Source organism: Frigoribacterium sp. PhB107, assembly GCF_003751515.1.
In the GTDB taxonomy this organism is placed as follows: domain Bacteria; phylum Actinomycetota; class Actinomycetes; order Actinomycetales; family Microbacteriaceae; genus Frigoribacterium.
In genome coordinates, this window is sequence record NZ_RJKU01000001.1 from 816,455 (window position 1) to 838,573 (window position 22,119).

Consider the following 22,119-nt stretch of genomic DNA (forward strand, 5'->3'; position numbering starts at 1 on the left):
CATGCCGCATCGACCTCGCAGGCCCACGGTGGGACCCTCGGCCGGGTCAGGTGACCAGCAGGTACAGCGCGTAGGCAGCCGCCGCGGACGGCAACGTGCTGTCGAGGCGGTCGAGGAACCCTCCGTGGCCGGGCAGCCAGGTGCTGATGTCCTTGATGCCGAGGTCGCGTTTGATCAGCGACTCGGAGAGGTCGCCGATCGTCGCCGTGACGATGATCACCCCGCCGAGCACGAAGCCGAACCACCAGGGCTCGTCGAGCATCAGCCACGAGGTGAGCACGGCTGCGATCAGGCTCGCGGCCACGGACCCGGCGAAGCCCTCCCAGGTCTTCTTGGGGCTGATGCGCGGCGCCATCGGGTGCTTGCCGAAGTTGAGACCGGTCGCGTACGCGCCGGTGTCGACGGCGATCACGATGATGAGCGTCGCCAGCGTCCAGTTCGCCCCGTTCGGCTCGGCCGCGAGGACGAGCATGAAGCTGCCGAGGAACGAGCAGTAGATCTGCACGAACGCGCCGGCGCCGATGTCACGCCAGACGACGGAGGCGGGCTTGCGGTGCGAGGGACGCACCAGCTCGGCCACGCGCCAGAGCGACACGACGAGGACCCCGCCGACGAGGCCGAGCCACTGGCCCTGCACCCCGAAGACGAAGGAGAGCGGGACCATGGCCAGGCCCACCAGCACGCTCGGCAGCCGGGGCACGTCGCGCCCGGCGAAGCGGAGGGCACTCGTCAGCTCGAAGCACAGCGACCCGATCAGGGCGCCGGCGACGATCATGAAGAACGCCGGCTCGAAGATCAGGCTCAGCAGGACCGCCGCGCCGAGCCCGACGCCGACCGCGATGGCTGCGGGGAGGTTGCGTCCAGTCCGGGCCGTCAGCTTCTCGTTGCGGGCGCCGAGCTGGGCACGGCGACTGCGGATCTGGTTCTCGAGGTCGTGCCGTGCGGCCTGCGCCCTGGCGTCGAAGTCGGCGCGACGGCTGCCGAGGGTGGTCTTGGGTGTCGGCACCGACTCGTCGGGACGTGCGCCGTCGGGAGCGTCGCTCATCTAGACCTCGAGCAGCTCGGCTTCCTTCTTCTTCAGGGCGTCGTCGATCTGGTCGATGTAGCCCTTCGTGACCGCCTCGAGCTCCTTCTCGCCCCGTGCGACCTCGTCGTCGCCGACCTCGGTCTTGAGCGCGTCGAGCGACTCCTTCGACTTGCGTCGGACGTTGCGGATCTGGACCTTGGCGTCCTCGCCCTTGCCTCGGACGATCTTGACGAACTCCTTGCGGCGGTCCTGCGTCAGCTCGGGGATCGTCACGCGGACGAGCGTCCCGTCGTTGGTCGGGCTGGCACCGAGGTTCGGGAAGGTCGCGATGGCCCTCTCGATCTCCTTCAGGGCCGACTTGTCGTACGGCGTCACGATCATGGTGCGCGCCTCGGGCACCTGCAGCGACGCGAGCTGCGCCAGCGGCGTGGGCGTCCCGTAGTAGTCGACCGGGATCTTCTGGAACAGGCTGGGGTTGATCCGCCCGGTCCGCACCTGCCCGAAGTCCGTCTTGGCCGACTCCAGTGCCCGGTCCATCTTCTCGCGTGTCTCGGTCAGTACGTCAGTGATCGTCACGATGCTCCCTTGGTTCGTCGTCGAGCTTAGTCGTCAGTTGCTGACGAGGGTCCCGATGCGCTCGCCCCGGATGGCGCGGGCGATGTTGCCCTCGCCCTCCATCCCGAAGACGTGCATCGGCATGCCGTTGTCCATGCAGAGGCTGAACGCGGTCGAGTCGACCACCTTGAGGCCCTGGACCAGCGCCTCCTGGTAGGTGAGGCGGTCGAGCTTGACGGCGGACGGGTCGTGCCGGGGGTCCGCCGAGTAGACGCCGTCGACGCCGTTCTTCGCGACCAGCACCTCGGCGGCCCCGATCTCGAGCGCGCGCTGCGCCGAGACGGTGTCGGTCGAGAAGTAGGGCAGCCCCGCGCCCGCGCCGAAGATGACGACGCGGCCCTTCTCGAGGTGGCGCTCCGCGCGGCGCGGGATGTACGGCTCGGCGACCTGGGTCATCTCGATGGCGCTCTGCACGCGCGTGGCGGCGCCGGCCTGCTCGAGGAAGTCCTGCAGGGCGAGGGCGTTCATGACGGTGCCCAGCATGCCCATGTAGTCGGCCCGGGCTCGGTCCATGCCGCGCTGGCTCAGCTCGGCGCCGCGGAAGAAGTTGCCGCCGCCGACGACGATGGCGATCTCGACGTCCTTCGCGGCCTCGGCGATCTCGCGGGCGATGGCTCCGACGACGTCGGGGTTGACGCCGAGCTGCCCGCCCCCGAAGGCCTCGCCCGAGAGCTTGAGGAGGACGCGTCGTCGTGTGGTGGTGTCTGTCGTCATGTGGGGTCTCCCTCGTGTCGTGGCCGTAGCCAGGGTAGCGAGTCGCGGCGCAGGTGCCCGATCGTCTGGTGCCCGGCGCGCACCTCCTCGACCTCGACGGGCCGGGACGGCGGCGGGCGCACGAACGGGGTCCGGGACGCGTGCGTCCCGGACCCCGTCCCGTGGCTGGCTAGGCGCCGACCTTGATCCGGGCGAAGCCCTGGATCTCGATGCCGGCCTGCTCGACGACCTTCGCGACCGACAGCTTGCTGTCCTTCGCGTAGGCCTGGTCGAGCAGGGCGATCTCCTTGAAGAAGCCGGTCAGGCGACCCTCGATGATCTTCGGCAGGGCGGCCTCGGGCTTGCCCTCGTTCTTCGCGGTCTCCTCGACGATGGCGCGCTCCTTGGCGACGTCCTCGGCGGGGACCTCGTCGCGCGACAGGTACGTCGGAGCGGCGAAGGCCACGTGCTGGGCGATCGAGCGAGCGGTCTCGGCGTCGGAGCCGGTGTAGCCCACGACCACGCCGACCTGCGGGGGCAGGTCCTTCGAGGTCTTGTGCAGGTAGATCGCGAACTCGGTGCCCTCGACACGGGCGACCGTGCGGAGCTCGACCTTCTCGCCCATGAGCGCGGCCTCGTCGTTGACGAAGGCCTCGACGGTCTGGCCGCCGATCGCGGCGGCGTTGCCCTCGGCGGCGTCCTTCGCGCCGGAGGCCGCGACGGCCTCGAGCACGGAGTCGGCCAGCGCGATGAACTTCTCGTTCTTCGCGACGAAGTCGGTCTCGCTGGCGAGCTCGATCAGGGTGGCGTAGCCGCCCGACGCCTTGGCGGCGACGAGGCCCGCGGTGGTCTGACGGCCCTCGCGCTTGGCGACGCCCTTCAGTCCCTTGACGCGCAGGATCTCGACGGCCTTCTCGATGTCGCCATCGGCCTCGACGAGCGCGTTCTTGCTGTCCATCATGCCCGCGCCGAGGCGGTCACGGAGGGTCTTCACGTCAGCGGCGGAGAAATTCGCCATTGTCTGACTTCCTTTCGTGGAGTCGGAAGGGGGAGGTGGGGGGTTCTACTTCGCGTCCGCGGCGGCGTCGGCGTCGGCCGGCTCCGCAGCGGTCTCGTCGCGGGGCTCGGCGACGGGCTCGACGACCGGCTCGCCCAGGGGCTTCGCGGCGACCTGGGCGTCGGCGTCGTTCTCCTCGACGGGAACGGCCTCGACGGGCGTCTCGGCGGCGGGCGCGGACTCGGCGGGAGCCGACTCGGCGGCCTTCGCCTCGCCCTGTGCGAGCAGCTCGGCCTCCCACTCGGCGAGGGGCTCGACGGGAGCGTCAGCGTCTTCCGGCTTCTGGTGACGCTGCACCAGGCCCTCGGCGGCGGCGTCGGCGACGATGCGGGTCAGCAGGCCGACGGAGCGGATGGCGTCGTCGTTGCCGGGGATCGGGAAGGTGATCTCGTCGGGGTCGCAGTTCGTGTCGAGGATGCCGATGACCGGGATGCCCAGCTTCTTGGCCTCGTCGATCGCGAGGTGCTCCTTCTTGGTGTCGACGACCCAGAGGGCGGACGGCGTCTTCGTGAGGTTGCGGATGCCGCCGAGCGTCTTGTGCAGCTTGTCGAGCTCGCGCTTCTTGATCAGGAGCTCTTTCTTGGTGAAGCCCTGCGTCGTGTCGTCGAAGTCGATGTCCTCGAGCTCCTTCATGCGGGCGAGGCGCTTCGAGACCGTCTGGAAGTTGGTCAGGAGACCACCGAGCCAGCGCTGGTTCACGAAGGGCTGGCCGACGCGGTTCGCCTGCTCGGCGATGGAGCCCTGGGCCTGCTTCTTGGTGCCGACGAAGAGGACGGTGCCGCCGTGGGCGACCGTCTCCTTGACGAAGTCGTACGCCTGGTCGATGTAGCCGAGCGACTGCTGCAGGTCGATGATGTGGATGCCGGAGCGCTCGGCGAGGATGAATCGCTTCACCTTCGGGTTCCAGCGGCGGGTCTGGTGTCCGAAGTGGACGCCGCTGTCGAGCAGCTGGCGGATGGTGACGACGGCCATGGTCGTTCTCCTAGTTCTGCGGCACGCGCGGACGCGAGCCTGTTGTCGGTTGTCTGGGCGGCCGGACGGCCGCCGCTGCCTGGTGCCCGGGCGCGCATCCGCCGCCCGTGCCGGAGCACGATCGGACCGAGTGGATGCGGAGGCCGGTGTCACGCCACGGGCGGCCGAGCTGTGGGGCAACTGGGCTGAGAGGGCGAGGTGCGTCGAGACGCACGGGCACGCGAAGTCAGCCTGCTGAGCAGGCTGCGTGCTCATGGTAGCACCGACGAGGCGCGCCCCGGAGGAGCGATGCGACGCGTCGAGCCGCTCGTGCAGAACGCCCCGCCCGGAGCCGGGCAGGGCGTTCGTCCGAGCAGCCGGAGATCAGGCGCGAGCGCCCCTGGCGGGCTTGCCGGAGCTCGACTCGACCGCGGACACGCCCATCTCCTCGAGGCTGCGGCCCTTGGTCTCGGGGATCTTCGCGAGCACGAAGAAGAACGAGATGAGGGCGAAGGCCGCGAAGATGCCGTACGACAGCGTGAGGCTGACGGCGGCGAGCGACGGGAACGACACCGTGACGATGAAGTTGGCGATCCAGTTGGCCATGCTGCCGACGCCGAGCGCCGTCGCACGGATGCTGTTCGGGAACATCTCGCCGAGCAGGACCCACATGAGCGGACCCCAGGTGGCGCCGAACGACACGACGAAGAGGTTGGCCGCGACGAGAGCGACCGGGCCCCAAGCACCGGGCAGCTGGGGGTCGCCGCTGGAGTCGACGACCGACTGGCTGAACGAGATCGCCGTGACGGCGAGGCTGACGAACATCCCGATCGAGCCGGCCAGCAGCAGCGGGCGACGACCGACCTTGTCGACCAGGCCGATCGCCACGAACGTGACGACGACGTTGACCACGGCCGTGATGGTCGAGATCGTGAAGGAGTCGCTCTCCTGGAAGCCGACCGCCTGCCACAGGGTCGTCGAGTAGTAGAAGATCACGTTGATGCCGACGAACTGCTGCAGCACGGCGAGGATGATGCCGACCCAGACGATCGGCTGCAGGCCGAACCTCGTGCCGCGGATGCTCGACTTCTTGTCGAGGGCGGCCTCGGTGGCGATGGAGTCCGTGATCTCCTTCAGGCTCGTGTCCACGGTCTCGGCGGGCACGATGCTCTTCAGCACGTCCTTCGCCTCGTCCTCCCGCCCCTCACCGGCCAGGTAGCGCGGCGACTCGGGCAGTCGCCAGGCGAGGAAGCCGTAGACGACGGAGGGGACGATGCCGACGAGGAACATCCAGCGCCACGCGGCGAGGCCGAAGAGCGACGGCTCGGAGGCGCCTCCCGCGGTGACCGCGAAGAGCTGGTCCGAGAGCAGGGCGACGAAGATGCCGAGGGTGATGGCGAGCTGCTGGAACGACGCGAGCCGGCCCCGGATCGCCTTCGGCGAGACCTCGGAGATGTACGCCGGAGCGATCACGGAGGCGATGCCGATGCCGAGGCCGCCGATGACGCGCCACAGGACGAGGTCCCAGACCGCGAAGGCGAACGCGGCACCGATCGAGCTGATGAGGAACAGGGCCGCGCCGATGAGCATGACCTTGATGCGGCCCATCTTGTCGGCGAGACGGCCGGCGACGTACGCGCCGATCGCACAGCCGATCAGGGCCGAGGCCACGGCGAAGCCCGAGGCGAACTCGGTGAGCCCGAACTCGTCGGTGATGCTCTGGACCGCTCCGTTGATGACTGACGAGTCGAAGCCGAAGAGGAAGCCGCCGACGGCCGCGGCGACCGCGAGAGCCGTCACCCGTCTGTTCAGGCTCTTCGTCGTCTCTGGTGATCGCGCCGCGTTCGACACTGGGTCTCCGTTCCACTGCTCGGGGAGCGGGCTCGTGTCCTCGCTCCCCCACATCCGTCGTGCACAGGTGTTCGTGCACGCGTGAACAGTACGCCCGGTGCGGGATCGGTGCACGCTCGGCAGAGTCTCACGATGGACACCGCCTGTCGCCGGGGTCGCACCCGGCCGCGCCGCCCCCTCCCCCGCCTCCGCCGCCTCCTCGGCCTGCTGGTCGCGCTGCCGGCACTCTTTCTCGTGCACGTCTCGGGCACCGACATCACGGCGAGCGCCACGTCGACCGGGACGACGGCCGGGACGTCGTCGGCGCCAGCCGTGCCGTGGTCGTGGCTGGCGGCTCCGCCGCACCCTGTCGTCCAGGCCTTCACCGCGCCCGAGCACCGCTGGTCGCCGGGGCACCGGGGCATCGACGTCGGCACGCCGATCGGCTCGGCCGTGACGGCACCGGACGACGGCGTCGTGCACTTCGCGGGCGTGGTCGTCGATCGTCCCGTGCTGTCGCTGCGCCACGCCGACGGCGTGCTCAGCAGCCTGGAGCCCGTCGTCAGCGAGCTCGCCGCGGGCGAGACCGTCGTGCGCGGGCAGGTCGTCGGGACGGTCCAGGCGGGGCACTGCCCGGACGTCGAGTGCGTCCACCTCGGAGCGCGGATCGACGGCGAGTACGTGTCGCCGCTCATGATGCTCGGGCTCGGACGGCCGTCGGTGCTGCTGCCGACACGTCGACCCGGGTGACCGCGCCGACCGTGCGGGCGGTCTAGCCCGCGGGCGATCGGCCGTGTGGACGGGGGTGGACCGACGGGGCGGGGTGGACGACGAGTCGGCGGGTCAGGCCCGCGGGTGGGCCGTCCGGTAGCTCTCGCGGAGCCGCTCGGTCGACACGTGGGTGTAGATCTGCGTGGTTCCCAGGCTCGCGTGCCCGAGCAGCTCCTGCACGGCCCGGAGGTCGGCACCGCCGTCGAGCAGGTGGGTCGCTGCGGTGTGCCGCAGCGCGTGCGGCCCCGCCGGGCCGCCGCCCGGCAGGTCGGCGAGCAGCCCCGCGACGAGCCGGTGCACGGCGCGGGTGCCGAGCCGCGCCCCGCTCGCGCCGAGGAACGCCGCTCGACGCGCGTCGTCGGCTCCGGACGGTTCGACGGGGGCCGCCTCGGCGAGCGTCGGCCTCCCGAGCGTGAGCCAGCGGTCGAGCGCCTCCGCCGCCGGCACCCCGAAGGGCACGACCCGCTGCTTGGCGCCCTTGCCCGTCACGAGCACGGTGCGCCGCTCGAGGTCGAGGTCGCCGACGTCGGTGCCCACCAGCTCGGACACGCGCAGGCCTGACCCGTAGAGCAACTCGACGACGGCGAGGTCGCGTCGGGCCCCGGGGTCGGCCGTGTCGGCGCGGACGGCCAGCGACCGCAGCACGCCGTCGATCTGAGGCGACGTGAGGACGCGCGGCAGGTGGCTCTCGGCCTTCGGGGCGCGGAGCCGCACGCCCACGTCGGAGGCGGTGCGGTCCGTCTCGTCCAGCCAGCGTGTGAACGCCCGCGCGCTCGAGGCTCGTCGCGCGAGGGTCGTCCGGGCGAGCCCCGACTCCGTCGAGCGCCACAGCCAGTCGCGCAGCAGCTCGAGGTCGAGGTCGGCGGTGACCGGCGGCCGGCCGGCCCGCTCGGCGGCGTGGGCGTCGAGGGCGTCGAGGTCGGACGCGTAGGCCCGGACCGTGTGCTCGCTGAGCCCCCGCCCGTCACGGAGGTGGGCGAGGAACCGCTCGACGTCGCCGAGGAGGCGCGTCACGGGCTGACCATGCCGTCACGGGAGGCCCCGGTCGCCTCCTGCGCCCCGAGCCCGCTGTCCGTCGTCGCTCGCACCGGGCCAGGCTACCCACGTCGCGGGGCGGGACGACGGCGCCACCCGGCGGGCCGCCTCTCGACCAGCTCGCCGGCCTCCATCTCGGCGAGGAGGGTCCGCACCATCGCCACCGAGAGGCCGGAGGCGGCGGCGACCTCGTCCGTGCTGCGCTCGACCCGAGTGCTGAGGGCGTCCTGCACGCGGCCGACGTCGACGGGCTGCTCGGCCTGCCAGGCCTGCTCGACGAGGTCGTCCTCGCCGCCCACGAGCTCGACGACGTCGGACAGCCCGGTGACGCACGTCGCGAGGCCGGAGCGGAGCAGCGCGTGGCAGCCGGCCGAGAGCGGTGACGTGACCGGCCCCGGCACGGCCCCGACGGGACGCCCCAGCGCGGTCGCGTGGCCGGCCGTGTTGAGCGATCCCGAGCGCCGACCGGCCTCGACGACGACGACCGCGGCGCTGAGGGCGGCGATCAGCCTGTTGCGGCTGAGGAACCGGAACCGGTGGGGCATGGTGCCGCACGGCGACTCGGAGACCATGAGGCCGTCGCGCAGGACGGCACGGAGCAGGTCGTCGTGCCCGGTCGGGTAGAAGCGGTCCACCCCGCCCGCCATCACGGCGACCGTGCCGGCACCGGACGCGACGGCGGCTCGGTGCGCCATGCCGTCCACGCCGTACGCGCCGCCCGAGACCACGACGAGCCCGCGGTCGGAGAGCCCGCTCGACAGGTCGGCGGCGACCTGCTCGCCGTAGGACGTCGCCGCCCTCGCTCCGACGAGGGCGACGCCGGTCCGCGTCTCGGGCAGCCTCCCGCCGCCGCGCAGCCACAGGGCGGCAGGTGCGTGGTCACCGAGGTCGTCGAGACCCGACGGCCACGACGCGTCGCCCGGCACCACGACGCGGACGCTGAGGGCCGCCGCGGCCCGGAACCAGCCACGGACCGTCGCAGCCTCGACGCGTGGCGCCCACCGGCTCAGCGCCCGGTGCAGCTCGAGGCGATCGACGTCGGGGACCCCGGCCTCGACCATCCGGGCCCCGAGGACCCCGGGGTCGAGCTCCGAGCGCCGCGCCGCGAGCGACTCGAGCACCAGCCGGAGCGACACGGCGGGGCCCAGGGCCCTGCGGCAGGCACCCGCCGCGGCGTCGCCGTCGGACGCGACGCCGCTCCAGGCCGCGAGCCCGAAGGCGTCGACGGGATCGCACCGGGACGGCTCGTCGGCCCGCACCCCGGCGGCGAGGTCGACGAGATCGGCCGTGCTGGCCGAGAGCAGCGCGTTCACAGCGACCTCCGCAGGCCGAGCGCCCGAGCGACGTGCCCGTGGCCCGGCACGTCTGCCCCGTCGAGGTCGGCGAGCGTCCACGCGACCTTCAGCACGCGGTCGTAGCCCCGCATGGTGAGGGCGCCCGACTCGAGGGCGCGGTCGATCGGTCGGGTCGCGGACAGCGGGAGGCGGCGGCCCGGGGACCGCAGCCAGGTGCCCGAGACCTCGGCGGTGAGCCGCCACGGGGTGTCGGCGAGCCGAGCGGCAGACCGACGCCGCGCCTCCTCGACCCGCGCCCGCGCCACCGCCGTCGTGACGACCTCGGCCGTCTCGGCGAGGCGGAACTGCGCCGAGCTGATGCGGGCGACCTGCAGCTGGATGTCGATCCTGTCGACGAGCGGACCCGAGAGCTTCGCGTGGTAGCGCCGCCGCTGGATCGGCGTGCAGACGCAGTCGCCGTCCCGGGTGCCGTGCTGTCCGCACGGGCACGGGTTCGCGGCGGCCACCAGCTGGAACCGGGCCGGGAACCGAGCGACGGCACGGGATCGGTGGATCACCACCTGCCCGGACTCGAGGGGCTGGCGGAGGCAGTCGAGGACGGACTGCGAGAACTCGGGGGCCTCGTCGAGGAAGAGCACGCCGCGGCTCGCACGGGTCACGGCGCCCGGGCGGATCACGCTGCTGCCGCCGCCGACCATGGCCGCGGCGCTCGACGTGTGGTGGGGATCCTCGAAGGGCGGGCGTCGCTCGAGCTCGCCGTCGACCGGCCTGCCGGACAACGAGCGGACGGAGCTGACCTCGAGCGCCTCGTCGACGTCGAGGTCGGGCAGGAGGCCCGGCAGGCGTGCAGCGAGCATGCTCTTGCCTGCCCCCGGCGGGCCCACCATGAGCAGGTGGTGACCGCCGGCCGCGGCGACGACCAACGCCTCCACGGCGTCCGAGTTGCCGATGACGTCGCCGAGGTCGACGTCCGTGCGGCCCGGGTCGTCGAGCCGGGCCCTGCGGATCGCGTCGACGGGCTCGGGGACGAGGTCGGCGCCGTGCCGGATGGCCGCCTCGCGCAGGCTCGCGACCCCGACCACGGTGATGCCCGGGACGAGCGACGCCTCGTCGACCGCGTCCACGGGCACGACGACGGTGCGGACGCCCGCCCGACGAGCGGCGAGGACGGCGGGGAGCACGCCGTCGACCGGCCGGACACGACCGTCGAGCCCGAGCTCGCCGAGGTGGACCGCCTCCTCCACCGACTGCGCCGAGACGAGACCCGAGGCCGCGAGTGCCGCCATCGCGATGGCCAGGTCGAACGACGAGCCGTGCTTGGGCAGCGACGCCGGCGACAGGTTGACCGTCAGCTTGCGCGCCGGAAGGGCGCACCCGGCGTTGGTGGCCGCCGCTCGCACACGGTCACGAGCCTCGCCGAGCGAGGCGTCGGGGAGCCCGATGATGACGAAGGCCGGCAGGCCGGGGCCGATGTCCGCCTCGACCTCGACCAGCGCACCCTCGAGCCCGAGCAGGGACACGGCCCTCGTACGGCCGACGCTCACGCGCCGGCTCCCCGCACGTGCGAGATCTCGTCGTCGGCCGGGGTGCGGCCGAGGACGACGCCGACGACGTCGATGCGCACCCGCCTTCCCGTGCCGGGGTGCGCCTCGAGCCACGCCCCGGCCAGGCGCCTCAGCCGGGCCAGCTTCACGGGCGTCACCGCCTCGAGAGGATGGCCCCAGCCGATGCCGCGCCGCGTCTTCACCTCCACGACCACGACCTCGTCGCCGTCGAGCGCGACGACGTCGATCTCGCCCTCGCGGCACCGCCAGTTCAGCTCGACCACCTTCAGCCCGTGGTCCTCGAGCCACCGGGCCGCGAGCACCTCGCCGTGCCGGCCCGTCTCGTCCTTCTTCGCCATCTCGACCTCCTGCACGGACTGTGCCGGAGGCGGGGTCGAGGTCGCTGCTCCGGGACAGAGTGCTGGGGACGGGTCCCCAGCACCGATCAGCTGGGGAGGGACGAGCTACTCGTCGAGTGCGAGTTCCTTGGGCAGCTCGAGGTCGCGCGCCGTCAGCTCCTCGACGTTCACGTCCTTGAACGTGAGCACGCGGACCGACTTCACGAAGCGGTCGGAGCGGTAGACGTCCCACACCCAGACGTCGGTCATCGTCAGCTCGAAGTAGAAGTCGTGCTCGGTGTCGCGGCGCACGAGATCGACCTCGTTGGCCAGGTAGAAGCGCCGCTCCGTCTCGACGACGTAGCGGAACTGCGACACCACGTCCCGGTACTCGCGGTACAACGCGAGCTCGACCTCACGGTCGTAGTCTTCGAACTCGTCCTCGTCCATCGAGAAGCCATCCTACGCGGCTGCGGACGGGCAGCACGCCGTGGACTCGTCACCGCAGCCGGTCGAGTCTCAGTGCAGCCAGGTGAGGCGGTGCAGGGGCGACGGCCCGAGCTCGCCGAGGGCCGCGTAGTGGGCCCCCGAGCCGTAGCCCTTGTTGCCTGCCCAGCCGTAGCCGGGATGAACCTCGTCGGCCTCGATCATCATGCGGTCGCGGTGGACCTTGGCGATGACGGAGGCGGCGGCGACGGAGGCGCAGTCACGGTCGGCCTTGACCCGGGTCGTGATGCGGGGCACCGTCGTCAGCGCCGGGGACAGGTAGTCGTGGTTCCCGTCGAGGACGACGACCGAGCTCATGATGCCCACCCCCGCCTCGTGCAGGGCGGTCAGGGCACGCCGACCGGCGAGGCCGAGGGCGGCCACGATGCCGATCCGGTCGACCTCGTGCGCCTCGGCCAGTCCGACCGCGTGCGCCTGCACCCAGCTGGTGGCGACGGGGTAGAGCGCCTCGCGGCGCTTCTCGCTGAGCAGCTTGCTGTCGCGCAGGCCGAGGGGCATCTCGCCGCACTCGGCGTGGACGGCGCTGAGGCCGACGGCTACGGGGCCCGCGATGGCGCCGCGGCCGACCTCGTCGCAGCCGATCACCCAGGTGGCGCCACGGGCGTGCAGCTCGCGCTCGACGTCGAGGGTGGGATCGACGACGGCCATCACTCGCCGTCGCGCTCGGTGCCGCGGAAGACGTCGGGGTAGTCGCCGAGCCACGTCCATCGCGTGGACGGCCAGCTGATCACGAACGCCCGGCCCACGACGTCGGACATCGGCACGAAGCCCTGGCTCGGCGTCTCGCGGTTGTACCGGGAGTCTTTCGAGTTGTAGCGGTTGTCGCCCATCACCCAGAGGGACCCCTCGGGCACCGTGACGGAGAAGTCGTCGCCGGACACGCGCGTCTCGCCCGGGGGGAACTTGACGTAGGGCTCCACGACGGGGACGCCGTTGACCGACAGCTGGCCGTAGTCGTTGCAGCACTCGACGGTGTCGCCCGGCAGCCCGATGACCCGCTTGATCAGGTGGTCGTTGCTGTCCTGTGCGCCGAGGCCCACCTGGGTGAGGAACCACGAGAGACCGTCGGAGACGGGACCGCCCGACGCGGGCGCGACGGGAGCCGTGCCCTCGAGCCAGCCGCCGGGATCGGTGAAGACCACGACGTCGCCGCGCTTCACGTCGACGAGGTCGGGGACGAGCTCGTTGACGATGATGCGGTCGTTGATCTGCAGCGTGTCCTCCATCGACCCGCTGGGGATGTAGAACGACCGGATCAGGAACGTCTTGATCAGGAACGAGATGAGGAGCGCGGCGAGGAAGATGACCACCACGTCGCGCAGGAACGTGCCGACGCCGCGCTTGCGGTCGTCGTCACGACGGGGGCGGCGCAGACGGCGCCGCAGGGATGCATTCGACAATTTAACCGCCCGAGCTCCCCGCCATCGTACAGGGCGGGGAGCTCGGTGAAGATCGTGCGACGGGGTCAGTTGTCGCGCTTCTCCTTGATCTTGGCCTTCTTGCCGCGGAGCTCGCGGAGGTAGTACAGCTTGGCGCGACGGACGGCACCACGGCTGACGACCTCGATGTGGTCGATGACCGGCGAGTGGACCGGGAAGGTGCGCTCGACGCCGACCTGGAAGCTGACCTTGCGGACCGTGAAGGTCTCGCGGATGCCCTCGTTCTGCTTGCCGATGACGACGCCCTGGAAGACCTGGACGCGCGAGCGCGTGCCCTCGATGATGTTCACGTGCACCTTGACGGTGTCGCCGGCGCGGAAGTCGGGGACGTCCGAGCGGAGGTTGGCGGAGTCAACCGCGTCGAGGATGTGCATAGTCGTTCGCTCTCTGCAGCCGCCACAGGTCGACTGCCGTTCGTGGTGGGTTGCCCACCATCTGGTGATGAAGAAGACGTGCTCTGGAGAGGCAGACTCCCCTGAGGCAGAGTCGTGCCCAGGCACAAGCGTCAATCATGCCACAGCCGCGCACCCCGTCGCCACCGCGACGGCCGGACCGGCGGGCCGGCAGAGCGACCGGCGGCGCTGCCGGCGGCGGGACCGGGCGATCGGACCGGGCGCTACTCCCGCGGCGAGATGCGGATGACACGGGCGGGGTCGCCCGCGGCGACTCCCCCGGCGCGGGCGTCGACCCTGGCAGCCGTGGCGACCCTGTCGAGATCGGCCAGCGACGCTGCCACCCGACGTCGCGCCTCCGCCAGGAACTGCCACACAGCCGCCGCGAGCAGGCCGAGGCCCCCCGCGACGGTCACGACGGCCGACAGCCCGAACAGCGCGCTCGACAGGTCGAGGTCGCCGCCGGGCACCACACGGGTGAAGGCCGACGACGCCGAGGAGGCGGCCGAGCCGTCGACGAGGAAGAAGCCGAGGGCGAGCTGGGCCGCCCACGTGAGGGCGAGCAGGCCGGCGTCGATCCACGAGACCGCCCGGTCGTGGCGGACGCTGCGACGGGCGGTGACGACGCCGGCGGCCATCGCCTGCCCGACGAAGAGCAGGGGCACCAGCACGAGCTGGCCGAGCACCTGCAGCCCGAGGGGCACGCCGAAGAACGCCCGCCCGAAGAGCACCCACAGGGGCAGGACGAAGACGGCAGGCCAGAGGAGGCGGTACAGGACTCGACGGCTCGCCATGCCTCGAGGGTACGGGCGGTCGGCGGAGAACTGGCTGCGAAGGGCGGCTCCACGTGCGCGCCGTGCGCTGCGCCTGGACCTCGCACCTCGCCTGCCGTGCTGCGCCGGATCACCGCGCCGCGCCGCCCCTGCCGGCGCTGCCCCTCCCGTCTGCAGAGCGAGAGAGATCCAGGCCAGCTCGACCGCGCCTCCTGGGCTCGATGGTCACGGCGCGCCCGAGCGCTCTCGGATCCGAAAGTGATCCAGTGGCGGGCACGGGAGGCGCGGACCGAGCACCGCTGGACACCGCAGAACCCGACAGAACGGGCCCGAAACGCCCTCTGCTACCCGGATATCCATGTATTGCAGGCCAGCCGGTCGGCATTTGCGGACGGACGGACCGGGCTCGCATCACGGAGCGAGAGAGATCGGCTGACGGGCTGGGACGGGACGAGGCTCGGTGCCGGATCACTCTCACATCCGAGAGCAGCAGCACCCGCAGCAGCAGGAGGTGGGGCTCAGCCGAGCAGGTCGGGCCGGACGCGCCGCGTGCGCTCGAGCTGCTGCTCGCGGCGCCACGAGGCGATCGCTCCGTGGTTGCCGCCCATGAGCACCGGGGGCACGTCGAGCCCGCGCCACGAGGCGGGCTTCGTGTAGCTGGGGTACTCGAGCAGGCCGCCCTCGTGGCTCTCCTCCGTGAGGCTCTCGGGGTTGCCGACGACTCCGGGGACGAGACGGCCGACGGCCTCGATCATCGCGGTCACGGCCACTTCTCCCCCGTTGAGGACGTAGTCCCCGAGGCTGATCTCACGCACGGTCGCCCGACTCGCCGCGTGCTCGACGACCCTCTGGTCGATGCCCTCGTAGCGCCCGCAGGTGAAGACGAGGTGCGGCACGGCGGCAAGCTCGCGCGCCAGCGCCTGGGTGAAGGGCGTGCCCGCCGGCGACGGGACGATGACCGTCGTCGTCGCCGGGTCGGCGTCGTCGCCGAGCACGAGGTCGAGCGCCTCGCCCCACGGCTCGGGCTTCATCACCATGCCGGCGCCGCCGCCGTACGGGGTGTCGTCGACGGTGCGGTGCCGGTCGTGGGTGAAGTCGCGGAGGTCGTGCACCGCGACGTCGAGGAGGCCCTGCTGCCGGGCCTTGCCGAGGAGCGAGATGTCGAGCACGGAGAAGAACTCCGGGAAGATCGACACGATGTCGATGCGCACCGCGCCGCCGTCAGTTCTCGTCGGCGGGACGCGCTGCGTCGTCGGCCTCGCTCGACGCCGGCTCGGCCTCGGCCTCGGTGCCGCCGTCAGTCGTGCCACCGTCGGCCGTGTCGGCCTCAGTCGTGCCACCGTCGGCCGTGTCGGCGTCGGCCGTGTCGTCTGCGAGCTCCTCGAAGAGCCCGGGAGGCGGCGTCACGGTGACGACGCCCGCCTCGATGTCGACCGAGGGCACGAGTGCATTGACGAAGGGCACGAGGACCTCGCCGTGCTCCGTCTCGACGGCCAGCAGATCCTGTGCGGGCAGGTGGTCGACGCGGGCCACCGTGCCGACGACGACGCCGTCGCGCTCGACCCGGAGGCCGACCAGCTGGTGGTGGTACCAGGCGTCGTCCTCGTCGGGGAGCTCGTCGAGATCTTGGTCGACCCAGAGGATGGCCTTGACGAGGGACTCGGCCGCGGTGCGGTCGTCGACGCCCTCGAAGAAGCCCACGGGGTGGCCGTTGTACCACCGGAGCTCGCCCAGGGTCAGGGTCTTGCCGCTCCACTCGCTGGTCTCGGGCACCTGCAGGGTGAACGACGCGCCGGGCGTGAAGCGCTGCTCGGGGGTGTCGGTGAACAGCTCGAGCTTGAGCGCGCCCTTCAGGCCGTGGGCCTTGGTGAGCCGCCCCACGCGGAGCTGGGTCTTGTCGGTGGGAGCCACGGCTCAGGAATCGCTGTCGACGACGTCGACCCGGACGCGCTTGCCGTCGGCGATCGCCGTCACGAGCGTGCGGAGGGCCTTGGCGGTCCGGCCGGAACGGCCGATCACACGCCCGAGGTCGTCGGGGTGGACGTGCACCTCGAGCACGTCGCCGCGGGGCGACGACGACTCGACGACCTGCACCTCGTCCGGGTGATCGACGATCCCCCGGACGAGGTGTTCGAGTGCAGGTGCGAGCACTGACTACGCCTCGGTGGTCTCGGCGTCGCCAGCAGCCTCGGCCGGGGCCTCGGCGGGCTCGGCCTTGGCGGGCTTCTCCGACTTGGGGACGAGCACGGGCTTCTTCTTCTCGTCGGCGACGAAGGACTCCTTCGGAGCCTTGGTCTTGACGGTGCTGACGGCGTCGGCGTCGCCCTTGAATCGGCCCCAGTCGCCCGTGAGCTTGAGGATGGCGGCGACCTGCTCGGAGGGCTGGGCGCCCACGCCGAGCCAGTACTGCGCACGCTCGGAGTCGACCTCGATGAACGAGGGCTCCTCGGTGGGGTGGTACTTGCCGATCTCCTCGATGACGCGACCGTCGCGCTTGGTGCGCGAGTCGGCGACGACGATGCGGTAGTACGGAGCACGGATCTTGCCCATGCGCTTGAGACGGATCTTGACAGCCACAATTCTCCTGTGTGATGTGATGTGGGCGAGTTGCTAGCCGTGAGCGTGGGGGCACACTCGGCTCGGAAGCTCTATGAGGTCTGGCGGTCACCTGATTAGAGGGTCGGACGACCGAAGACTCGACCCACCATTGTTGCAGACCGGACTGCCGATCTGCCAATCCCTCGAGATCGTGTCGGCGGACCCCGATCACGTGCGGCTGCCAGGATGGTGCAGGCGAGGACCCGCACCCCCGGCGAGAGAGCAGGCACCATGCGCATCGACTTCACGAGCTCCGAGCCGTCGACCCTCGGCGTCGAGTGGGAGCTGGCCCTCGTCGACCAGGGCAGCGGCGAGCTCGCGCCGTACGCCCCGGCCGTGCTGGCCGACCTCGCCCACCTCAACGACGACGGGCCCGAGCGCCTCACGGGAGAGCTGCTCACCAACACCGTCGAGGTCGTGACGGGCGTGCACCGCCGGGTCTCCGACGCCGTCGACGACCTCCGCTCGACCATCGACCACGTCCAGGCGAGCGCCGACCTGCTGGGCGCCGACCTGATGTGCGCGGGCACGCATCCGTTCAGCCGGTACGCCGACCAGGACGTCACCCCCGACAAGGAGCGGTACGCGACGCTCATCGACCGGACCCGGTGGTGGGGCCGCCAGATGATGATCTGGGGCGTCCACGTGCACGTCGGCATCGACTCCCGCGACAAGGTGCTGCCGATCCTCAACGGCCTGCTCACGTGGCTGCCCCACTTCCAGGCGCTCACGGCGTCGAGCCCGTTCTGGGTGGGCGAGGAGACGGGCTACGCCTCGAACCGCGCCCTCATGTTCCAGCAGCTGCCCACCGCCGGCCTCCCCCCGCAGTTCGGCGCCTGGGCGAACTACGAGGAGATGGTCGCCGACATGACCCACACCGGCGTCATCGACGACCACAGCGAGCTGCGCTGGGACATCCGTCCGTCGCCGAAGTGGGGCACCCTCGAGACGCGCGTCTTCGACGGCATCTCCACCTTCGAGGAGGTCGGCGCCATGGCGGCGCTGGTGCAGTGCCTCGTCGACGACATGTCCGCGAAGCTCGACGAGGGACACGAACCCGCCCAGATGCAGCCGTGGTTCGTCCGCGAGAACAAGTGGCGGGCAGCCCGCTACGGGATGGACGCCATCGTCATCCTCGACGCTGCCGGCGACGAGCGCCTGGTGACCGACGACCTCCGCGACCTGCTCGTCGACCTCGAGCCCGTCGCCGACCGCCTCGGCTGCCTCGACCAGCTCCGCGGGGTGGACACGATCATCGAGCGCGGCGCGAGCTACCAGCGCCAGCTCACCGTCTCCGCACAGCACGGGGGCGACCTGCGACCCGTCGTCTCGTCGCTCGTGCGCGAGCTCCGCGAGGGGATCGCGCCCGCCTCGTGAGCGAGAGGAGGCGCGGGTCGGCCGACCCGCGCCTCCTGCGCTCTCGAGGGCCTGCGCCCCTGACAGGCCGCTAGCCGCGACCGAGCATCTTCTGCAGCGACGCCAGCTCTTCCTCGGTGGGCGCCTTGCCGGCACCGGCACCGGCGCCGCCGCCGAGGCCGAAGCCGGAGCCGCCCGCCGATCCGCCCGAGGCACCTGCCGACCCGCCGGAGGCGAGGGCAGCGTTCTGCGCGGCACGCTTGGCCGGGTTGCCGGCCTTGGAGCCCTTCTTCTTCGGCTGCTGCTTCTTGCCGCCGTACGACGCCCCGGGGATGGGGCCCATGCCGGGCACCTGCGGCACGCCGCCCTTCGCCACGGTCTTCATCATCTTCGAGGCCTGCTCGAAGCGCTGCACGAGCTGGTTCACGTCGGTGACGGTCATGCCGGAGCCCCGCGCGATGCGCAGCCGGCGGGAGCCGTTCAGGAGCTTCGGCAGCGCCCTCTCCTGAGGGGTCATCGACTGGATGATCGCCTCGGTGCGCACGATCTCACGCTCGTCGAAGTTCTCGAGCTGCTCGCGCATGCCCTTCGCCCCGGGGAGCATGCCGAGCATGCCCTTGATCGACCCCATCTTGCGCAGCTGCTGCATCTGCTTCAGGAAGTCGTCGAGGGTGAAGTTGTCGGTCGCGATCTTCTCCGCGACGGCTCGGGCCTCTTCTTCGTCGAAGGCACCCTGGGCCTGCTCGATCAGGGAGAGGATGTCTCCGAGGTCGAGGATGCGGCTCGCCATGCGGTCCGGGTGGAACGGCTCGAACGCGTCGAGCGTCTCGCCCGTCGAGGCGAACATGATCGGTCGGCCGGTGACCGAGGCGACGCTCAGCGCCGCACCGCCCCGCGCGTCGCCGTCGAGCTTCGAGAGCACGACGCCCGTGAAGTCGACGCCCGCCTGGAAGGCCTTGGCCGTCGCGACCGCGTCCTGTCCGATCATGGCGTCGATGACGAAGAGCACCTCGTCGGGATCGATCGCCTTGCGGATGTTCGCGGCCTGCTTCATCAGCTCGGCGTCGACGCCGAGACGGCCGGCGGTGTCGACGATGACCGTGTCGTAGACCTTGTCGCGGGCGAACTTGATGGCCTGCTTGGCGACCTTCACCGGGTCGCCGACGCCGTTGCCCGGCTCGGGGGCGAACACGGCGGCCCCCGCCTGCTCGCCCACGACCTGGAGCTGCTGCACGGCGTTGGGGCGCTGCAGGTCACAGGCCACGAGGAGCGGGGTGTGGCCGTCCTTCGCGAGCCACTTGGCGAGCTTGCCGGCGAGGGTCGTCTTGCCCGCGCCCTGGAGGCCGGCGAGCATGATGACGGTCGGCGGGTTCTTGGCGAACTCGAGGCGGCGCTGCTGGCCGCCGAGGATCTCGATGAGCTCCTCGTTGACGATCTGGACGACCTGCTGGGCCGGGTTGAGGGCCTTGTTCACCTCGTCGCCCAGGGCGCGGTCGCGGATCTTGGTGGTGAACGCCTTGACGACCTCGAACGCGACGTCGGCGTCGAGCAGGGCGCGCCGGATCTCCCGGACGGTGCCGTCGACGTCGGCGGGCGTGAGCTTGCCCTTGTTGCGGAGGTTCTTGAACGTGTCCGCGAGGCGGTCAGAGAGGGTTCCGAATGTGGCCATGGTGGCCTCAGCTTAACGGACCGCGAGACCGGTGCCCTGCGGACTAGCCGATCAGGTTCTGGACGAAGACGTGCGGCGTGAAGCCCGTGAGGTCGGCGATGCCCTCGCCCTGGCCGACGAGCTTGATCGGGATGCCGGTCTGCTCCTGCACGGCGAGGACGAACCCACCGCGGGCGGAGCCGTCGAGCTTCGTGAGGACGAGGCCCGTGACGCCGGCGTGCTCGATGAAGGCCTGAGCCTGGGCCAGGCCGTTCTGGCCGGTCGTCGCGTCGAGCACGAGCAGCACCTCGGCGATCTCGGTCTGCTTCTCGACGACGCGCTTGATCTTGCCGAGCTCGTCCATCAGGCCGGACTTGGTCTGCAGGCGGCCGGCGGTGTCGATCAGGACGATCTCGATGCCCTCGCGCATCGCGTACTCGACCGTCTGGAAGGCCACGGAGGCCGGGTCCTGGCCCGGCTGCTGCGGCCGGACGATCTGCGCGCCCGCGCGCTCGGCCCAGGTCGCCACCTGCTCGACCGCGGCGGCCCGGAAGGTGTCGGCCGCGCCCACGACCACGGACCGGTCGAAGTTGCGCAGGAACTTGGCGAACTTGCCGATCGTGGTCGTCTTGCCGACGCCGTTGACCCCGACCATGAGCACGACGGCGGGACGCGCGCTGAGCTTGAGCGTCGAGTCGAGCACCGACAGCCGCTCCTCCAGGGTCTCGCGCAGCATGCGCTTGAGGTCGGCCGGGTCGGTCGTCGCGTAGCGCTGCACCTTCTCGCGGAGGTCGTCGACGACCTGCTCGGTGACGTCGGGACCGAAGTCGGCGCCGATCAGCGCCTCCTCGAGCTCGTCCCAGGTGGTGTCGTCGATCGTCTTCTTCGCGAACATGCCGCGGAGGGCACCGGAGAGGGACCAGGGGGAAGCCATGGGCCACAGCCTAACGAGCCGCACGGACCACACGGGCCTCGCAGACTCGTTCTCGGGCCGACGACCGCCCGGACCGTTGCAGTGGATGTAAGCTCAGCGGGTTGAAGGGGAGTACTCCCTCGCGGTGCCATCGTCAATACGGAAGAGACCGATCTCGACCCGGTGCGCCGGTCCTCGACCCACCAGCAGCGCTGGACGGTCGCCTGGGCGGAAGAGACCTTCAGTACCCGTCGCGTACTGGAGGTACACCATGGACGTCCACTTCCTCACCTGGGCGATCACCATCGCCGGCATCCTCGGGCTGTTGATCTTCGACTTCTACAGCCACGTCAGGACCCCGCACGAGCCCACCATCCGCGAGTCGGCCTTCTGGTCGATCGTCTACATCGGCATCGCGATCCTGTTCGGCGTCGGCGTCGGCGTCTTCTCGAACTGGACCTACGGCGGCGAGTACTTCGCCGGCTGGATCACCGAGAAGGCCCTCTCGGTCGACAACCTCTTCGTCTTCCTGATCATCATGACGAGCTTCGCCGTGCCGCGGATCTACCAGCAGAAGGTGCTGCTCGTCGGCATCGCGATCGCCCTGATCTCGCGCGGCCTCTTCATCGCCGCGGGCGTCGCGATCATCGACAACTTCTCGTGGGTCTTCTACCTCTTCGGCGCCCTGCTCTTCTGGCTCGCCTACAGCCAGGTCCGCGGCGGCCACGACGAGGGCGACCAGGCGGACAGCAAGCTCATCCGCACGCTGCGCCGCATCGTCCCGACGTCGGACGACTACGACGAGGACCGCCTGACGACCAAGGTGAACGGCAAGCGCCTCTTCACGCCGCTGTTCCTGGTGATGCTCGCCATCGGCCTCACCGACGTGCTGTTCGCGCTCGACTCGATCCCCGCGATCTTCGGCCTGACGCAGGAGGCGTACATCGTCTTCACCGCCAACGCCTTCTCGCTGCTCGGCCTCCGCCAGCTGTACTTCCTGATCTCGGGCCTGCTCGAGCGCCTCGTCTACCTGGCCCAGGGCCTCGCGGTCATCCTCGCCTTCATCGGCGTCAAGCTCGTGTTCCACGCCCTGCACGTCAACGAGGTGCCGTTCATCAACGGCGGCCAGCCGATCGAGTGGATCCCCGAGATCCCGATCTGGTTCTCGCTCGGCTTCATCCTGCTGACCATCGCCGTCGCGACGGTCCTCAGCCTCCGCAAGACGAAGCGCGACGGCATCCCGGACACGCTGCCGGCGACGAACGCAGAGGCCGAGGCCGACGAGCGCTAGGGCGCGGGAGGCGGTGCGAGCGTCCCCGGGACGCGCGCACCGCCTC

General features: G+C 71.1%; 24 protein-coding genes. 3 read left to right on the top strand and 21 right to left on the bottom strand.

Features of this window, described 5'->3' with window-relative positions:
• Positions 1–46 precede the first annotated feature (46 nt).
• The 6 genes from EDF18_RS03670 to EDF18_RS03695 all read right to left on the bottom strand — a co-directional run bounded on the left by EDF18_RS03670 (position 47) and on the right by EDF18_RS03695 (position 6,248).
• Positions 47–1,045: a phosphatidate cytidylyltransferase gene (locus EDF18_RS03670; RefSeq protein WP_123546426.1), complete on the bottom strand. Its 999-nt coding sequence runs from the start codon at positions 1,043–1,045 to the stop codon at positions 47–49.
• Positions 1,046–1,564, bottom strand: a complete 519-nt coding sequence (frr, locus tag EDF18_RS03675) for a ribosome recycling factor (protein ID WP_197980542.1) — start codon at positions 1,562–1,564, stop codon at positions 1,046–1,048.
• A 72-nt stretch (positions 1,565–1,636) separates the two neighbouring features.
• A complete protein-coding gene (gene pyrH, locus EDF18_RS03680) occupies positions 1,637–2,356 on the bottom strand; it encodes a UMP kinase (protein WP_123546428.1) in 720 nt (239 codons plus the stop codon).
• A 169-nt stretch (positions 2,357–2,525) separates the two neighbouring features.
• Positions 2,526–3,353, bottom strand: a complete 828-nt coding sequence (gene tsf / locus EDF18_RS03685; protein ID WP_123546429.1) for a translation elongation factor Ts — start codon at positions 3,351–3,353, stop codon at positions 2,526–2,528.
• A gap of 45 nt (positions 3,354–3,398) precedes the next feature.
• On the bottom strand, positions 3,399–4,364 hold the full coding sequence (rpsB, locus tag EDF18_RS03690) for a 30S ribosomal protein S2 (protein ID WP_123546430.1): 966 nt from the start codon (positions 4,362–4,364) through the stop codon (positions 3,399–3,401).
• Positions 4,365–4,727: 363 nt separating this feature from the next.
• Positions 4,728–6,248, bottom strand: coding sequence for a sugar porter family MFS transporter (locus EDF18_RS03695; RefSeq protein ID WP_123546431.1), 1,521 nt, complete (start codon positions 6,246–6,248; stop codon positions 4,728–4,730).
• A 78-nt stretch (positions 6,249–6,326) separates the two neighbouring features.
• On the opposite strand from EDF18_RS03695, the gene EDF18_RS03700 reads away from it, so the two are divergent.
• Entirely contained in the window at positions 6,327–6,923 is a 597-nt protein-coding gene (locus EDF18_RS03700) for a M23 family metallopeptidase (RefSeq protein WP_123546432.1), read from the top strand.
• 93 nt (positions 6,924–7,016) lie between these two features.
• Here the strand turns inward: EDF18_RS03700 and EDF18_RS03705 are convergent, their stop codons facing one another.
• The 13 genes from EDF18_RS03705 to rpsP all read right to left on the bottom strand — a co-directional run bounded on the left by EDF18_RS03705 (position 7,017) and on the right by rpsP (position 16,844).
• On the bottom strand, positions 7,017–7,958 hold the full coding sequence (locus tag EDF18_RS03705) for a tyrosine recombinase XerC (protein ID WP_123546433.1): 942 nt from the start codon (positions 7,956–7,958) through the stop codon (positions 7,017–7,019).
• 83 nt (positions 7,959–8,041) lie between these two features.
• Entirely contained in the window at positions 8,042–9,292 is a 1,251-nt protein-coding gene (gene dprA, locus EDF18_RS16450; protein ID WP_199732317.1) for a DNA-processing protein DprA, read from the bottom strand.
• Positions 9,289–10,818, bottom strand: a complete 1,530-nt coding sequence (locus EDF18_RS03715) for a YifB family Mg chelatase-like AAA ATPase (RefSeq protein ID WP_123546434.1) — start codon at positions 10,816–10,818, stop codon at positions 9,289–9,291. Before EDF18_RS03715 ends, dprA begins: the two co-directional genes overlap by 4 nt.
• Positions 10,815–11,177: a YraN family protein gene (locus EDF18_RS03720; protein ID WP_123547272.1), complete on the bottom strand. Its 363-nt coding sequence runs from the start codon at positions 11,175–11,177 to the stop codon at positions 10,815–10,817. The genes EDF18_RS03715 and EDF18_RS03720 overlap by 4 nt, the downstream gene beginning before the upstream one ends.
• A gap of 105 nt (positions 11,178–11,282) precedes the next feature.
• Positions 11,283–11,606, bottom strand: a complete 324-nt coding sequence (locus EDF18_RS03725; protein ID WP_123546435.1) for a DUF2469 domain-containing protein — start codon at positions 11,604–11,606, stop codon at positions 11,283–11,285.
• A 69-nt stretch (positions 11,607–11,675) separates the two neighbouring features.
• Complete coding sequence (locus tag EDF18_RS03730; RefSeq protein ID WP_123546436.1) at positions 11,676–12,311, bottom strand: ribonuclease HII; 636 nt, start codon at positions 12,309–12,311, stop codon at positions 11,676–11,678.
• Positions 12,311–13,063 carry a signal peptidase I gene (gene lepB, locus EDF18_RS03735; protein WP_369878094.1) on the bottom strand — a complete coding sequence of 251 codons (753 nt, stop codon included), beginning with the start codon at positions 13,061–13,063 and terminating at the stop codon, positions 12,311–12,313. Before lepB ends, EDF18_RS03730 begins: the two co-directional genes overlap by 1 nt.
• A gap of 65 nt (positions 13,064–13,128) precedes the next feature.
• Positions 13,129–13,476, bottom strand: coding sequence for a 50S ribosomal protein L19 (gene rplS / locus EDF18_RS03740; RefSeq protein ID WP_043596315.1), 348 nt, complete (start codon positions 13,474–13,476; stop codon positions 13,129–13,131).
• 242 nt (positions 13,477–13,718) lie between these two features.
• Complete coding sequence (locus tag EDF18_RS03745) at positions 13,719–14,288, bottom strand: hypothetical protein (RefSeq protein WP_123546437.1); 570 nt, start codon at positions 14,286–14,288, stop codon at positions 13,719–13,721.
• Between the two features lie 497 nt (positions 14,289–14,785).
• The gene (gene trmD / locus EDF18_RS03750; RefSeq protein ID WP_123546438.1) at positions 14,786–15,478 is read right to left on the bottom strand and encodes a tRNA (guanosine(37)-N1)-methyltransferase TrmD; all 693 of its coding nucleotides are present in this window, start codon (positions 15,476–15,478) and stop codon (positions 14,786–14,788) included.
• A gap of 10 nt (positions 15,479–15,488) precedes the next feature.
• On the bottom strand, positions 15,489–16,178 hold the full coding sequence (gene rimM / locus EDF18_RS03755; protein WP_233568969.1) for a ribosome maturation factor RimM: 690 nt from the start codon (positions 16,176–16,178) through the stop codon (positions 15,489–15,491).
• Between the two features lie 3 nt (positions 16,179–16,181).
• Positions 16,182–16,418 carry an RNA-binding protein gene (locus EDF18_RS03760; RefSeq protein ID WP_123546439.1) on the bottom strand — a complete coding sequence of 79 codons (237 nt, stop codon included), beginning with the start codon at positions 16,416–16,418 and terminating at the stop codon, positions 16,182–16,184.
• 3 nt (positions 16,419–16,421) lie between these two features.
• Positions 16,422–16,844: a 30S ribosomal protein S16 gene (gene rpsP, locus EDF18_RS03765; RefSeq protein WP_123546440.1), complete on the bottom strand. Its 423-nt coding sequence runs from the start codon at positions 16,842–16,844 to the stop codon at positions 16,422–16,424.
• Positions 16,845–17,096: 252 nt separating this feature from the next.
• On the opposite strand from rpsP, the gene EDF18_RS03770 reads away from it, so the two are divergent.
• Positions 17,097–18,242 carry a glutamate--cysteine ligase gene (locus EDF18_RS03770; RefSeq protein ID WP_123546441.1) on the top strand — a complete coding sequence of 382 codons (1,146 nt, stop codon included), beginning with the start codon at positions 17,097–17,099 and terminating at the stop codon, positions 18,240–18,242.
• Positions 18,243–18,312: 70 nt separating this feature from the next.
• Here EDF18_RS03770 and ffh read toward each other — a convergent pair whose 3' ends face one another.
• Complete coding sequence (gene ffh, locus EDF18_RS03775) at positions 18,313–19,890, bottom strand: signal recognition particle protein (RefSeq protein WP_123546442.1); 1,578 nt, start codon at positions 19,888–19,890, stop codon at positions 18,313–18,315.
• A gap of 43 nt (positions 19,891–19,933) precedes the next feature.
• Positions 19,934–20,803, bottom strand: a complete 870-nt coding sequence (gene ftsY / locus EDF18_RS03780; protein ID WP_123546443.1) for a signal recognition particle-docking protein FtsY — start codon at positions 20,801–20,803, stop codon at positions 19,934–19,936.
• A gap of 250 nt (positions 20,804–21,053) precedes the next feature.
• On the opposite strand from ftsY, the gene EDF18_RS03785 reads away from it, so the two are divergent.
• Positions 21,054–22,073 carry a TerC family protein gene (locus EDF18_RS03785; RefSeq protein WP_123546444.1) on the top strand — a complete coding sequence of 340 codons (1,020 nt, stop codon included), beginning with the start codon at positions 21,054–21,056 and terminating at the stop codon, positions 22,071–22,073.
• Positions 22,074–22,119: the final 46 nt, after the last annotated feature.